Raw genomic sequence first — 14,444 nt, 5'->3', positions numbered from 1 at the left:
GGACAGGGAACAGGAATCAGCACATGTTCAACGGTAAATCGATTTTCATCTCCGGCGGCACTGGCTCGTTCGGGCGCAACTTCATCCGTCGCTTGCTGGAGCAATACCAGCCCAAGCGCGTGGTGGTGTTCTCCCGCGATGAGCTCAAGCAATACGAAATGCAGCAGACGTTCAATGCGCCGTGCATGCGTTACTTCATCGGTGACGTGCGTGACGCTGACCGTCTGCGTCAGGCCATGCGTGGCATCGACTACGTGGTCCATGCAGCGGCGTTGAAGCAAGTGCCGGCGGCGGAATACAACCCGACCGAATGCATTCGCACCAACGTCAATGGCGCGGAGAACATCATCGCCGCCGCCATCGACAACGGCGTGAAAAAGGTTGTGGCGCTGTCCACCGACAAGGCCGCGAGCCCGATCAATCTGTACGGCGCGACCAAGTTGCTCTCGGACAAATTGTTCGTCGCCGCCAACAACATTGCCGGCGAGCAGCAAACCCGTTTTGCCGTGGTGCGCTACGGCAACGTCGCCGGCTCGCGCGGTTCTGTGGTGCCGTTCTTCAACAAGCTGATTGCTGACGGCGCCACTGAGTTGCCGATCACTGATGAGCGCATGACACGGTTCTGGATCACCCTGGATCACGGCGTGCAGTTCGTTCTCGACAGCTTTGCGCGGATGCACGGCGGCGAAGTGTTTGTGCCGAAAATTCCGTCGATTCGCATCGTCGATCTGGCGCTGGGCATGGCCGAGCATCTGCCGCATAAAAACGTCGGGATTCGTCCGGGCGAAAAACTGCATGAGCTGATGGTGCCGCTGGACGATGCGCGGATGACGCTGGAGTTCGAAGACCACTACACCATCCAGCCGTCGATCCGCTTCACCAGCGTCGATGTCGATTTTGCCGTCGACAAACTGGGGGAGCAGGGCCGGCCGGTGAGCGAAGATTTCGAATATCGCTCCGACACTAATCCGCAGTTCCTCTCGGTCGGGCAGATCGCCGACCTGCACGCGAATCTCTCGGCATGATTCCCTACGGTCGGCAAAGCCTTGATCAGGCCGATATCGACGCGGTGGTCGAGGTGTTGCAGTCCGACTGGTTGACCCAGGGGCCGACCATCGAACGCTTCGAGCAGGCGATGGCCGAACGTTGTCAGGCGGATTACGCCGTGGCGGTGTGCAATGCCACGGCGGCGCTGCACATTGCCTGCCTGGCGGCGGGCCTCGGTCCGGGCGACCGTTTGTGGACCACGCCAAATACCTTTCTGGCCTCGGCCAATTGCGGGCGTTACTGCGGCGCCAAAGTTGATTTTGTCGATATCGATCCGCTGACCTGGAACCTCGATGCGTTCGCCCTCGAAGCCAAACTCGATCAGGCTGAACAGGACGGCAAGCTGCCGAAAGTCTTGGTGGCGGTAGCGTTTTCCGGGCAGAGCTGCGACATGCGCAAAATCGCCGAGCTGGCCGAGCGCTACAACTTCACTGTGATCGAAGACGCCTCGCACGCGGTTGGCGCCAGTTACGCCGGGCGTCCGGTGGGCTGCGGCGAGTTCGCGGCGATGACCGTGTTCAGCTTTCATCCGGTGAAGATCATCACCAGCGCCGAAGGTGGCATGGTGCTGACCAATCGCCGCGAACTGGCCGAGCGTCTGCAACGCCTGCGCAGCCATGGCATGACCCGCGATCCGCAGCAGATGACCGAGCCCAGTCATGGCCCTTGGTATTACCAGCAGATCGAACTGGGCTTCAACTACCGGATCACCGATCTGCAAGCTGCGCTGGGTCTTTCACAGTTGAGCAAACTGGACGAGTTCATCGAGCGTCGACGTGAACTGGCAGCGCGTTACAACAGCCTGCTGACGTACTTGCCGCTGACGTTGCCCAGTCCTCAGCCAGAAGCCGATTCGGCGTGGCACCTGTACGTGGTGCGCTTGCAGACCGAACGCGTCAGCCTCAGTCACCGGCAGGTGTTCGAAGGCTTGCGTGCGGCCGGGGTCGGGGTGAATCTGCACTATATTCCGCTACATTTGCAGCCCTACTATCGTGACCTGGGTTTCGCCGAGGGAGACTTCCCCGAAGCCGAGCGTTATTACGCCGAAGCGATCAGCCTGCCGCTGTTTCCGTTGCTGAGCGATCAGCAGCAGGACTATGTGGTCGAGCAACTGCGACGGTTGACCGAGTAAATGCCGCTGCGGCGGTGGATGGAAAACGGCAATGCGTGATCTGAGCGAGCAGGAACAATTCTGGCAGGGCGATTTCGGCAACCAGTACGTTGACCGCAATATCGGCCAGCCGCTGGTCGCGGCCAATCTGGCGTTGTTCGCCAAGGCGCTGAGCCGGGCCGGGCGCATCGACAGTCTGGTGGAACTGGGCACCAATGCCGGCAATAACTTGCAGGCGTTGCATCAGTTGTTGCCGCAATGCGAGCTGTTCGGCGTCGAGATCAACGAAAGTGCCTGCGCCCAGGCGCGAGCGCTGGACATCGCGCAGATCTGGCACGGCTCGCTGTTCGACTTTCCCCGCGAGCGCAGCTACGACCTGACCCTGAGCAAAGGCGTGTTGATCCACTTGGCGCCTGAGTTGCTGCCGACCGCCTATGCGCAGCTTTATGAGCTGAGCCAGCGCTACATCCTGATCGCCGAGTATTACAACCCGGCGCCGGTCGAGGTGTCCTATCGCGGCAACAGCGGCAAGCTGTTCAAACGCGATTTCGCTGGTGAAATGCTTGATCGCTACGCTGATCTGCAACTGCTGGATTACGGCTTTGTGTATCACCGTGACCGGCAATTCCCGACGGATGACATCACCTGGTTTCTATTGGAAAAACGCCCTTGAGCCACGTCGCAATCATCCCGGCCCGTGGGGGCAGCAAACGCATCCCGCGCAAGAACCTGATGCCGTTCGACGGCGTGCCGATGATTGTCCGTTCGATTCGAATGGCGCTGGATTCAGGGCTGTTCGATCAAGTGGTGGTCAGCACCGACGACGAGGAAATCGCCGAGTTGGCGCAGGCGCATGGCGCGCAGGTGCCGTTTTTGCGTCCGGCGAATCTGGCCGATGATTTCACCGGCACTACGGCGGTGATCGTGCATGCCTTGCAGCAATTGCCGCCGTTCGACTATGCCTGCTGCATCTATGCCACGGCGCCGTTGTTGCAGGCGCGTTATTTGCGTCAGGGGCTGGAGTTGCTGGAACAGCATCCGCAGAAATCCTTTGCGTTCCCGGTGTGCAGTTTCGGCTTTCCGGTGCAGCGTGCACTGACCGTCGACGGGCAGGGCGCCCTGACCGCGTTGTATCCCGAATTTCGCAATACCCGCTCGCAGGATCTGCCCGAGGCGTTTCAGGATGCCGGCCAGTTTTACTGGGGCCGCAGTGACGCATGGCTGCGCGGCGACGTGCTGTATTCGCCTGCCAGCCTGCCGGTGATTTTGCCAAGGCATCTGGTGCAGGACATCGATACGCTGGAAGACTGGAAGCGTGCCGAATATCTTTACGCCGCGCTCAAGTCCGGTGGTGAATTGCAATGAGAGTGCTGATTCGCGCCGACGCCTCGCCGACTATTGGCAGTGGCCATATCGCCCGCTGCCTGACGCTGGCGCGGGTGTTGCGCGCACAGGGCAGTCATGTCGCGTTCGCTTGCCGGCGTTTGCCGGGGCATCGACTTGATGCGCTGAGCGCGGAAGGTTTCGAGACCTTTGCGCTGCCTGATTTCTACCCCGATGAAGACCCGCAGCAAGGCATCGAATCGATGCTGCCGTGGCAGGCGGACATCGACGCGCTGGCCTTGCAACTGGATGGCCATGCCGATTTCGACTGGATCATCGCCGACCATTACGGCCTCGATCATCACTGGCAGACCGCCGCGCGTCGCTGGGCACCACGTATCGCCGCCGTCGATGATCTGGCGACGCGACATTACAGCGTCGATCTGTTGCTCAATCAGAATTTGTCCGGCCTCAGTGAAAACTACGCGCCGCTGCTGCCCGACGGGTGCCGCACGCTGCTTGGGCCGCGCTATGCGATGTTGCGTGAAGAGTTCAACTGCCCGGCCATCGAGATCAAACCCCGAGCCCGGCGAGTGCTGGTGAATTTCGGCGGCTTCGATGCGGCGATGCAGACGCATCACGCAATGCTGGCGCTGGCAGACTTCTGCGCGCTGCAAGTGGATTTCGTTGCCGGTGCGGATAACCCGGCATGGGCGCAGATGCAGGCGCTGGCCGAGACGCGGCCGAATTGGCGGCTGCACAGTTTTGTCAGCGATTTTTATCAGCGCATGATCGAGGCTGATCTGTTTATCGGCGCCGGTGGCGGCACCAGTTGGGAGCGTGCGGCAATGGGGCTGCCGACGATTTGCATCGCGGTGTCGAATAATCAGCAGAACAACGGCGAGGACATGGCGGCAGCCGGTGCTCATGTGTTCATGGGCGCCCGTGAGCAGGTCAGCGTTGAGCAATTGCGTGACGCCATCGGTTTTGTCGTCGACAACGTCTATCTGCGGCAAAGTCTGGCGGAGCGCTCGCGGCAACTGGTTGATGGACGCGGTGCGTTGCGGGTCGCGGCGGCAATGGCCGGGGCAGTGCTCAAACTGCGGGTGGCGACGCTTGACGATGCGCAATTGCTGTTCGACGGACGCAACGCTGAAGCGGTGCGGCGCTGGTCGCAGCAAAGCGCGGTGATCGAGTGGTCGCAACATCTCAACTGGCTGACCGCGAGCCTGCGCAATCCCCAGCGTCTGCTGCTGATTGCCGAGGCCGATGACGGCGCGGTCGGTGTCTTGCGCTACGACTTGCGCGGCTTTGAAGCCGAAGTCTCGCTGTATCTGCTGGAAGGGCGTTTCGGCCTGGGCTGGGGCAGGGCACTGCTGGCGCGGGGTGAAGAGTTTGTCGCCGCGCACTGGCCGCAACTGACTGCCATCAGTGCTCAGGTGTTGCCGGCCAATCGTGCCTCATTGAATGTATTTCGTGACGCCGGGTACATTCAAAGTGCCTGCGCGTTCACCCGGGTTTTGAAGGAACATCGCACATGAGCAGTTTCAAGATTGGCGACCGCTTGATCGGTGCCGATGCGCCGCCATTCATCATTGCCGAGATGAGCGGCAATCATAACCAGTCGCTCGATGTGGCCCTGCAAATCGTCGAAGCCGCGGCGAAGGCCGGGGCGCACGCCTTGAAGCTGCAAACCTACACCGCCGAGACCATGACCCTGGATTTGTCGGAAGGTGAATTCTTTATCAAGGACCCCGGCAGCCTGTGGGCGGGCACCTCGCTCTACGACTTGTATGAGCAAGCTCATACGCCGTGGGAATGGCACGCGCCGATTTTTGCCCGGGCCAAAGAACTGGGGATGCTGGCGTTTTCCACGCCGTTCGATGACAGCGCCGTGGACTTTCTTGAAAGCCTTGATGTGCCGGCCTACAAGATCGCCAGTTTCGAGAACACCGATCTGCCACTGATTCGCCGCGTCGCTGCTACCGGCAAACCGCTGATCATTTCCACCGGCATGGCCAGCATCGCCGAGCTTGATGAGGCTGTGCGCGCTGCCCGCGAGGCCGGCTGCAAGGATCTGGTGTTGCTCAAGTGCACCAGCACCTATCCCGCCACTCCGCTGAACAGCAATGTGCGCACGATCCCGCATCTGCGCGAATTGTTTGGCTGCGAAGTCGGTTTGTCCGATCACTCAATGGGCGTCGGCGTATCCGTAGCCGCCGTGGCGCTGGGGGCGACGGTGGTGGAAAAACACTTCACCCTCGACCGCGCTGCCGGTGGCGTGGACGCCAGCTTCTCGCTGGAGCCGGCGGAAATGGCCAGTCTGGTACTGGAAACCGAGCGTGCCTGGCAGGCCATGGGTCAGGTGCATTACGGCGTGACTGAGGCTGAACGCAAGTCGCTGGTCTATCGCCGTTCGCTGTACATCACCGCCGACATGGCCGCGGGTGACCCGTTTACCGGGGACAACCTGCGAGCCATTCGTCCTGGCCTCGGTCTGCCGCCCAAGCACACCGAAGCCGTCCTCGGCCGCCGTGCCCGGCAGGCAATCAAACGCGGCACGCCGCTGGACTGGTCGCTGGTCGAATAATCCGATCTGCAACCGATTCGGCAAAATAGCGTGACCTGTGAGTCATAACGCGCATCTTCACTGTATTGTATTAATCGGGGAGATGGCGCCTGGCCGGTAATCGGTTCCAGTGATAGCCCTTTGCGCTCCCCGTGGCTGCCCGTTGTGGCGGCCGTTTTCTGTTGGTCGGCGCCCCTCGAATCCTTGCGAGCGGTGGTATTGGGCTGTTTTTTATTGGGAAGCCGTAATGATTGGCATAAAAAGCATTGCGAGCTACGTTCCTGTAGCCGGCGTGGACAATTACGCACAAGGTGCAAAATTCGAGAAGGATGAAGAATTCATCCTCGGCAAGATCGGTTCGGCCTTCCTGCCGCGCAAAGACGCTGATCAGGAAACATCGGATCTGTGCGTTGAAGCGGCCAATGCGCTGTTTGCCAGCAATCCTCAACTGAAACGTGAATCGATCGACGCGCTGATCGTCGTCACCCAGAACGGTGACGAAGAAGGCTTGCCGCACACCGCAGCCATCGTCCAGGACAAGCTCGGCCTGCCGACCAATGTCGCCGCGTTCGATATCTCGCTGGGTTGCTCCGGTTACGTCTACGGCATCTACGCGATCAAGGGCTTCATGGAAGCTGCCGGTCTGAAAAACGGACTGCTGATCACCGCCGACCCGTACTCGAAGATCGTTGATCCGGAAGACCGCAACACCACCATGCTGTTCGGCGATGCCGCTACCGCCACCTGGATGGGCGAAGATCCGGCCTGGGCGCTGGGCAAGGCCAAGTTCGGCACCGACGGTTCCGGCGCACCGCACTTGAAAGTCACCGATGGCGTGTTCTTCATGAACGGCCGTCAGGTGTTCAACTTCGCGTTGCTCAAAGTTCCGGCGCACCTGCACGAGTTGCTCGACGACTCGAACCTCAAGGCTGACGATATCGACGCTTTCTGCATCCACCAGGGCAGTGCGGCGATTGTCGATGCTGTGGCGCGACGCTTTGAAGACAAGCCGGAGAAGTTTCTCAAGGACATGGTCGAGACCGGCAACACCGTGTCGTCGAGCATTCCGTTGCTGCTTGAGAAGCACGTACTCGATTCCGACTGGCAGCGCATCGCGATCAGCGGTTTCGGTGTCGGTCTGTCGTGGGGTTCGGCGATCATCTTCCGTCCTTGAGTCGGATCAAAAACGCCTGATACAAAAATAGCGTTCAAGGTTAACCTTGAGCGCTATTTTTTTGCCTGAATGGAGCGCGAGGCGGCATGAGCGAATTTTTCCAAGCCAACGTCGAAGTCATCCAGCAGCGCTGGCCGGCGCTGTTCGAGCGTCTGATAGCCGAAGACAGTACGGCGGTGCAAGCCGAGTTGACGCAAGGGTTGGGCTCAACGCTGAGCGTGGCCGGGATTCAGCTCACCAGTCGCCATGATCGCGACCACGAAGCACGCATCCAGGCCGCCAGCCTGCCGCAGGACAAGCCGCGCTTACATGTTTATGGCACTGGTCTCGGCGACCTGCCGACGGTTTTGCTGGAGCGCGCAGAACTTGAGCGTTTGTATGTGCACATCCTCAATGGCGCGTTGTTCGCGCTGGTGCTGCAACTGATCGATCAGCGCCAATGGCTGCAAGACCCGCGAGTGGAGTTGCTCTACGCCGGTGATCTGGCGGACATCTGCACGCCGTTTTTTGCCCTGCCTGCCGAAATGCTGCTGGCCGATGACTTCAACGCGAAGATCCGCGATCGGCTGGTCAGCGAAGTGCATCTGAGTTTCAACAACCGAGAATTCGATCCGCAGTTGCCGTTCATCAAGCAGCGTTTGCAGGACTGCTTGCCGGTGCTGCTGGCCGACGATGATGTGGCGCAGTTGTTCGGCACCTGCGCCGGGCGCGAAATCTATGTGATTGGCACCGGTCCGACACTGGAGAGTCAATTTGCGCGACTGGCGGCAGTGCGGGCTCAAGCAGAGCGCCCGCTGTTCATTTGTGTCGATACTGCCTACCGGCCACTGCGTGAACACGGGATCGTGCCTGACATCGTGGTGAGCATCGATCAGCGCATCAGCTTCCGTCATCTGCCGTGCGAAGAGTCTGACGGCATAACGCTGGTGTATTTGCCGATGAGCGATCCTGCGCTGTTGCAGGCCTGGAAAGGCAAGCGCTATGGCGGCTACTCGGCCAGTCCGGTCTACGCCGCATTGCGTGAACAGTATCCGCGAGCGCAATTGCACGTCGGCGGCAGCGTGATTCATCCGGCCACTGATCTGGCGGTAAAAATGGGTGCGGCGCGTATCACGCTGTTCGGCGCCGATTTCGCCTTCCCGATGAACAAGACTCACGCTGGCTGGGACGATGGCGAGTTGGGCCCCGGCGTGAGTCAAGCCCGGCACTGGGTGCTGGACGGCAGCGGCCAGCGGGTCGCCACGCAACTTAACTTCCGAGGCTATTTGTGTGTGCTGGAGCGTTACATCGCCAGTCAGCCACAGGTCGAGTTCTTTAACAGCAGTCGGGCGGGGGCGCTGATCGTCGGGACGCATTTCAATCAGGAGTTCGTGCAATGACCGCGATTGATAAATGCATGGACGAATGCCGCGAGTGCGCCGGGTTGTTTCGGTTGGGGCGTGACGTCGAGGCTGCGCTGGAGATGGTCGATGTGTTTGAGGGGGCGCAACAGTCATTGTTGTCGGCATCGGCAGATGTTCAGCAATCCTGGGCTGCGCTGCTGACACAAATGCTCGCGTGTCAGGAGCGTCAGGACTGGCTGGGTCTGGCCGACTTCATGGAATACGAGTTGATCGAACTGCTGCAAAATGCACGATTGTGAAAATCGCGACAGCACTGGCCTGCGGCTTTGCGCCGAGGTCGGTTTTATGACGTCATTTTTTCGCGGTTGAGGATGGGCTAAGCCCTTGTTTTCTCGGGGGTGGCAGGGTGATGGCAAATTTTTTTTAAAAAGCCCTCAAGCAACCTGCCAATCCGACGATAACTATTACGAAGGTTCTCTAGGCCATACCCGGCGGTTGCCAGGGCCGGAAGCCGCAGTACCCAACCAACGAGGAATTCGTCATGGCTTTAACAGTAAACACCAACACTACGTCGTTGAACGTTCAGAAAAACCTGAACCGCGCTTCCGACGCTCTGTCGACTTCGATGCAGCGCCTGTCTTCCGGCCTGAAAATCAACAGCGCTAAAGACGACGCCGCTGGCCTGCAAATCTCCAACCGTATGGCTTCGCAGATCCGTGGTGGCAACCAGGCTATCCAGAACGCCAACGACGGTATCTCCGTTGCTCAGGCAGCTGAAGGTGGCCTGCAAGCTACTACCGACATCCTGCAGCGTATGCGTGAACTGGCTGTTAAAGCACGTAACGGTACCAACGGCACTGCTGACCAGACCGCTACCAACTCCGAATTCGCTCAGATGTCCGACGAGATCACTCGTATCTCGGCTTCGACCAACCTGAACGGCAAAAACCTGCTGGACGGTACCGCTGGTACTGTAACTCTGCAAGTTGGCGCAAACACCGGTTCGGCTAACCACATCGACCTGGTACTGAGCTCCAAGTTCGACGCCGTCAGCCTGTCGGTTGGTAGCGGTACTGTAGTTCTGACTGGTGCTTCGGGTACTGGTGCTGGTTCTGCTTCGCAGAACATCGACAACGCTATCACTGCAATCGATGCCGCTATCGCTGCAATCGGTGCACAGCGCGCCAGCCTGGGTGCTTCGCAAAACCGTCTGACCAGCACCATCTCCAACCTGCAAAACATCGTTGAGAACACCACTGCTGCACAGGGTCGTGTACAAGACACCGACTTCGCCGCAGAAACTGCTAACCTGACCAAGCAGCAAACTCTGCAGCAGGCTTCGACCTCCGTACTGGCTCAAGCCAACCAACTGCCTTCCGCTGTACTGAAGCTGCTTCAGTAATTTCGGAATGAGTTTAGGCGGGGGAGTGCGCTGGTCGCGCTCTCTCGCTTTTTTAGTTTATGGAGGTGATCGGTATGGACATGAGCGTAAAGCTTAACGTCTCCTATCCGGCTCCCAAGCCAGTAACGCCAGTTGCTGACAAGCCGTCAGAGGCGCCTAAAGTTGCCAAGGCTGATGCTCCGGTCGCTGCCAAGAGCCAGGATACGGACGATGCCAAGTTGAAATTGGCAGTGCAGGAGATCGAAAAGTTCGTACAGTCGATCAAGCGCAATCTGGAATTCTCCATTGATGAGCATTCCGGAAAGGTTATCGTCAAAGTGATAGCAAGCGAGACGGGTGAAGTCGTTCGACAGATTCCCTCCGCAGAAGCCCTCAAGCTGGCAGACAGCCTCGCCAATGCGAGCCACGTGTTGTTCGACGCCAAAGTCTGATAGCTGGCATGAATAGTGTTTGTACGTTCTCAGGACGCGGGTAACGGTCAAAAGAATGGCAACAATCTGAAGGGAGATGCACATGGCAAGTCCAATTTTGCCGGGTTCGGGACTGGGTTCCGGTCTGGACATCGGTTCGATCGTGACCGCGCTGGTCAATGCCGACAAGTCGGCCAAGCAGACGCAGATCGATACTCAGACAAAAACCAACTCATTGAAGATTTCCGGTGTTGGCTCGCTGAAAAGCGCGCTCGCGGCGTTCCAGAAATCGATGACCGATCTTGGGCAGGCGACGAACCCTGCATTTGCCGGTTATACCGCGACGTCGGACACTCCGACTGTCCTCGGCGCTACCTCCAACAGCACGGCTGTGCCTGGCAGCTATAGCGTTGTCGTGAAGAATCTGGCAACCGGCTCGAAAGTAGCCAGTGCCGCATTCGCTGGCGGCGCAACCAGTGCCATTCCGAGTGGTACTCTGAAAATCAGTCAGAATGGCATTGATTACAATGTCGCGATTCCGGCCAATGCCACCTTGCAGAGCACTCGGGATGCGATCAACACCGCGCAGGCCAGCAACGGTATTTCTGCCAACATCGTGACCGACGCCACTGGTGCCTCGCGTCTGGTGCTGAGTTCGAGCAAGACCGGTGCCGGCATGGACATGCAGGTCAGCGGTATTGCCGGCCTGGAAATCGACGGTACCCAGCCAATGGGTGGGAGTCCTGCACCGGGTGCCTCGGGCGCTGTGGGTGGGTTGGCTCAGGATGCCCAGATCACCATTGACGGACTGCTCGTCACCAGCAAAAGCAATACGGTGTCGGGTGCAATCAGCGGCATGACGCTGAACCTCACTTCGGTGAGCCCTAAAGACGCCGCTGGAGTCCAGACCGCCGCGACTGTCACCGTCGCCACCAACACTACGGGTATCCAGACGTCGCTTCAGTCGTTTATGGATTCCTACAACACTCTGAAGAGAACCATCGACACCTTGTCCAATGCGACAGCGGATGAAAATGGCAATCTGACCGTTTCTGCTGCGTTTACCGGTGACTCGCTGCCACGCTCGCTGATGGCGGATATTCGTTCGCAGCTGACCATGAGCAGCTCCGGTAGCGGTAGCCTGGCCGTGCTGGCGCAGATGGGCGTCCTGACTGACAAGGAAACCGGTGAGCTGACGCTGGACACCAAGGTGTTCAATGATCGTATGAGCACACCCGGGATGGCGGGTCAGGTTCAGCAGTTGTTCTCCGGCACCACGTCCACTAACGGTTTGCTGGCGCGCATGAAGAGCGCTGTCGATCCCTACGTCAAGCCGGGTACGGGGCTGCTGGATCAGCGCAGCAGCAATCTGACCAGTTCGGCTGCGAGCCTGAAAAGTCAGCAGACCGCACTCGACATACACGTGGCGAGCCTGACGGCGACATTGACCGCCAAGTACAACGCCATGGACCTGTTGGTCGGTCAGATGAAAGCGACGGCGAGTAACATTACCTCGTTCTTCGCTTCGCTGGACGCGCAGAAGTCCGCCAGCTAGTCATGACCTGACGACAAAAACCCGGCTACGCTTTATCGGCGTGCGCCGGGTTTTTGTCTTTTCATCTAAAGTTTTGTGGCTCGCTGGCGATACACTGGTTATACGAGTCATTGTGGCAATGAGGTAGAACATGAACCCAATGTTAGCCCTTCGGCAATATCAGAAAGTCGGCGCACACGCCCAGACATCCGAAGCGAGCCCGCACCGCCTGGTGCAAATGTTGATGGAAGGCGGCCTGGAGCGTATCGCTCAGGCCAAAGGCGCCATCGAGCGCAAGGATATTCCGGGCAAAGGCACTGCCATCAGCAAGGCCGTTGGCATCATCGGTGGCTTGTGTGAAGGTCTCGATCTGGAAAACAACGCCGATTCGGTGGCTGATCTCAACCAGCTCTACATCTACATGATGAAGCGCCTGGCGCAGGCCAACATCGACAGTGATCCACTGATTCTCGATGAGGTCGCCGGGCTGCTGCGCACCGTGAAGGAAGGCTGGGACGGTATTGCTCCGCCAGGTCCTCAGTTTTAAAGGAGATCACCATGAGTCTTGTACTGCAGCGAATAGCCGATACCCGTGAAGCGTTGGCCAGTGCCTTGGCGGAGCGTAATTGGGAGGTAGTAGGCGAGCTGGATCTGGCTTGTCGTTCCTGCATGGAAGACGTCATGGCGGAAGCCACGCTTGACGAGGTCGCGTTGCGCGCAAGTCTTGAGGAGTTGCTGCACGTCTACAAGCAACTGCTTGAGGCGGCCATGGGGGAGCGTCAGGCGATAGCCAACGAGATGTCGCAGATCACCAATGCGCAGAAAGCGGCAAAGGTTTACCATCTGTTTGGTTAATTAATCCCCGGTTAATCCAGAGATGTGCGCCATAAATTTGACTGTGCACGGTTTTTTGACTTAACTAGTGGCTGTTTTCAGATTTCAGGCGTCTACAGGCACATAGTGTCCTGCAAGCGTCTCGCTTGCCCCATTTTTCGGGCATTGAGTTGACTAGGGAAGTTGCTATTGCATGTGGCGTGAAACCAAAATTCTGCTGATCGATGACGATAGCGTCCGCCGCCGCGACTTGGCGGTGATCTTGAATTTTCTCGGCGAAGAAAATTTACCCTGCGGCAGCCATGACTGGCAGCAGGCTGTCGGCTCTTTGTCATCAAGTCGTGAAGTCATTTGCGTGCTGATCGGGACGGTCAATGCTCCGGGTGCGCTATTGGGCTTGTTAAAGACACTCTCAACCTGGGATGAGTTCCTTCCGGTTTTGTTGATGGGCGATAATTCTTCCGTCGACTTGCCTGAAGACCAGCGCCGCCGAGTGCTTTCGACCCTCGAAATGCCGCCCAGCTACAGCAAATTGCTCGACTCCCTGCACCGCGCCCAGGTCTATCGCGAAATGTACGATCAGGCCCGCGAACGCGGCCGTCATCGCGAACCCAACCTTTTCCGCAGTCTCGTCGGCACCAGCCGAGCGATCCAGCACGTGCGCCAGATGATGCAGCAAGTGGCCGACACCGACGCCAGCGTGCTGATCCTCGGCGAGTCCGGCACTGGCAAGGAAGTGGTTGCGCGCAACCTGCATTACCATTCCAAGCGCCGCGACGCGCCGTTCGTGCCGGTTAACTGCGGGGCGATCCCGGCAGAGCTGCTGGAAAGCGAATTGTTCGGTCACGAGAAGGGTGCCTTCACCGGCGCAATCACCAGCCGTGCCGGGCGTTTCGAACTGGCCAACGGCGGTACGCTGTTCCTCGACGAAATCGGCGACATGCCACTGCCGATGCAGGTCAAGTTGCTGCGCGTGTTGCAGGAGCGCACCTTCGAGCGCGTGGGCAGCAACAAGACCCAGAGTGTCGACGTGCGCATCATCGCTGCGACGCACAAGAATCTTGAAAGCATGATCGAGATCGGTACCTTCCGCGAAGATCTCTACTATCGCCTGAACGTGTTCCCGATCGAGATGGCGCCGCTGCGTGAGCGCGTCGAAGACATCCCGCTACTGATGAACGAGCTGATCTCGCGCATGGAGCACGAGAAACGCGGTTCGATCCGTTTCAACTCGGCGGCGATCATGTCGCTGTGCCGCCACGCCTGGCCGGGCAACGTCCGCGAGCTGGCCAACCTGGTGGAGCGCATGGCGATCATGCATCCGTACGGGGTGATCGGCGTGGTCGAATTGCCGAAGAAATTCCGCTACGTCGACGACGAAGACGAGCAACTGGTTGACAGCCTGCGCAGCGATCTTGAAGAACGGGTGGCGATCAATGGCCACACCCCGGACTTCACCGCCAACGCCATGTTGCCGCCGGAAGGCCTGGACTTGAAGGACTACCTCGGTGGTCTGGAGCAGGGGCTGATTCAGCAGGCGCTCGATGATGCCAATGGGATTGTTGCGCGTGCCGCTGAACGTCTGCGCATTCGTCGCACCACACTGGTCGAGAAGATGCGCAAATACGGCATGAGCCGGCGTGAAGGTGATGAACAGGCGGATGATTGACGCCTGTTTTTCAACTCATTCATTTATA

The 14,444-nt window shown here is 58.9% G+C and carries 15 protein-coding genes; all 15 read left to right on the top strand.

Going from position 1 to position 14,444, the window contains the following annotated elements:
• Positions 1-23 precede the first annotated feature (23 nt).
• The 15 genes from pseB (at position 24) to ACIOZM_RS03715 (ending at position 14,416) form a co-directional block, all read left to right on the top strand.
• Positions 24-1,025 (top strand): UDP-N-acetylglucosamine 4,6-dehydratase (inverting), encoded by a 1,002-nt coding sequence (pseB, locus tag ACIOZM_RS03785; RefSeq protein WP_401209769.1) that lies wholly within the window; start codon positions 24-26, stop codon positions 1,023-1,025.
• The gene (pseC, locus tag ACIOZM_RS03780; protein ID WP_401209767.1) at positions 1,022-2,179 is read left to right on the top strand and encodes a UDP-4-amino-4,6-dideoxy-N-acetyl-beta-L-altrosamine transaminase; all 1,158 of its coding nucleotides are present in this window, start codon (positions 1,022-1,024) and stop codon (positions 2,177-2,179) included. The genes pseB and pseC overlap by 4 nt, the downstream gene beginning before the upstream one ends.
• Before the next feature lie 31 nt (positions 2,180-2,210).
• Positions 2,211-2,831 (top strand): pseudaminic acid biosynthesis-associated methylase, encoded by a 621-nt coding sequence (locus ACIOZM_RS03775; RefSeq protein ID WP_283437256.1) that lies wholly within the window; start codon positions 2,211-2,213, stop codon positions 2,829-2,831.
• Complete coding sequence (pseF, locus tag ACIOZM_RS03770) at positions 2,828-3,523, top strand: pseudaminic acid cytidylyltransferase (protein WP_401209763.1); 696 nt, start codon at positions 2,828-2,830, stop codon at positions 3,521-3,523. Before ACIOZM_RS03775 ends, pseF begins: the two co-directional genes overlap by 4 nt.
• On the top strand, positions 3,520-5,022 hold the full coding sequence (gene pseG, locus ACIOZM_RS03765) for a UDP-2,4-diacetamido-2,4,6-trideoxy-beta-L-altropyranose hydrolase (RefSeq protein WP_401209760.1): 1,503 nt from the start codon (positions 3,520-3,522) through the stop codon (positions 5,020-5,022). Before pseF ends, pseG begins: the two co-directional genes overlap by 4 nt.
• Positions 5,019-6,071, top strand: coding sequence for a pseudaminic acid synthase (gene pseI, locus ACIOZM_RS03760; protein WP_401209757.1), 1,053 nt, complete (start codon positions 5,019-5,021; stop codon positions 6,069-6,071). Before pseG ends, pseI begins: the two co-directional genes overlap by 4 nt.
• Before the next feature lie 226 nt (positions 6,072-6,297).
• Entirely contained in the window at positions 6,298-7,224 is a 927-nt protein-coding gene (locus tag ACIOZM_RS03755) for a ketoacyl-ACP synthase III (RefSeq protein WP_401209754.1), read from the top strand.
• Positions 7,225-7,310: 86 nt separating this feature from the next.
• Positions 7,311-8,603 carry a motility associated factor glycosyltransferase family protein gene (locus ACIOZM_RS03750; protein ID WP_401209751.1) on the top strand — a complete coding sequence of 431 codons (1,293 nt, stop codon included), beginning with the start codon at positions 7,311-7,313 and terminating at the stop codon, positions 8,601-8,603.
• On the top strand, positions 8,600-8,866 hold the full coding sequence (locus tag ACIOZM_RS03745; RefSeq protein WP_401209749.1) for a hypothetical protein: 267 nt from the start codon (positions 8,600-8,602) through the stop codon (positions 8,864-8,866). Before ACIOZM_RS03750 ends, ACIOZM_RS03745 begins: the two co-directional genes overlap by 4 nt.
• Positions 8,867-9,108: 242 nt before the next feature.
• Positions 9,109-9,969, top strand: a complete 861-nt coding sequence (locus ACIOZM_RS03740; RefSeq protein WP_283437249.1) for a flagellin domain-containing protein — start codon at positions 9,109-9,111, stop codon at positions 9,967-9,969.
• A gap of 74 nt (positions 9,970-10,043) precedes the next feature.
• On the top strand, positions 10,044-10,400 hold the full coding sequence (locus ACIOZM_RS03735; RefSeq protein WP_283437248.1) for a flagellar protein FlaG: 357 nt from the start codon (positions 10,044-10,046) through the stop codon (positions 10,398-10,400).
• 82 nt (positions 10,401-10,482) lie between these two features.
• Entirely contained in the window at positions 10,483-11,934 is a 1,452-nt protein-coding gene (gene fliD, locus ACIOZM_RS03730) for a flagellar filament capping protein FliD (protein WP_401209746.1), read from the top strand.
• A 130-nt stretch (positions 11,935-12,064) separates the two neighbouring features.
• Positions 12,065-12,460 carry a flagellar export chaperone FliS gene (fliS, locus tag ACIOZM_RS03725; RefSeq protein ID WP_401209743.1) on the top strand — a complete coding sequence of 132 codons (396 nt, stop codon included), beginning with the start codon at positions 12,065-12,067 and terminating at the stop codon, positions 12,458-12,460.
• 11 nt (positions 12,461-12,471) lie between these two features.
• The gene (locus ACIOZM_RS03720) at positions 12,472-12,768 is read left to right on the top strand and encodes a flagellar protein FliT (protein WP_401209741.1); all 297 of its coding nucleotides are present in this window, start codon (positions 12,472-12,474) and stop codon (positions 12,766-12,768) included.
• 172 nt (positions 12,769-12,940) lie between these two features.
• On the top strand, positions 12,941-14,416 hold the full coding sequence (locus ACIOZM_RS03715) for a sigma-54 dependent transcriptional regulator (RefSeq protein WP_401209738.1): 1,476 nt from the start codon (positions 12,941-12,943) through the stop codon (positions 14,414-14,416).
• Positions 14,417-14,444: the final 28 nt, after the last annotated feature.

This window comes from Pseudomonas sp. NPDC087346, assembly GCF_044744235.1.
Classification (GTDB): Bacteria; Pseudomonadota; Gammaproteobacteria; order Pseudomonadales; family Pseudomonadaceae; genus Aquipseudomonas.
This window is presented reverse-complemented; position numbering and strand designations above follow the sequence as displayed.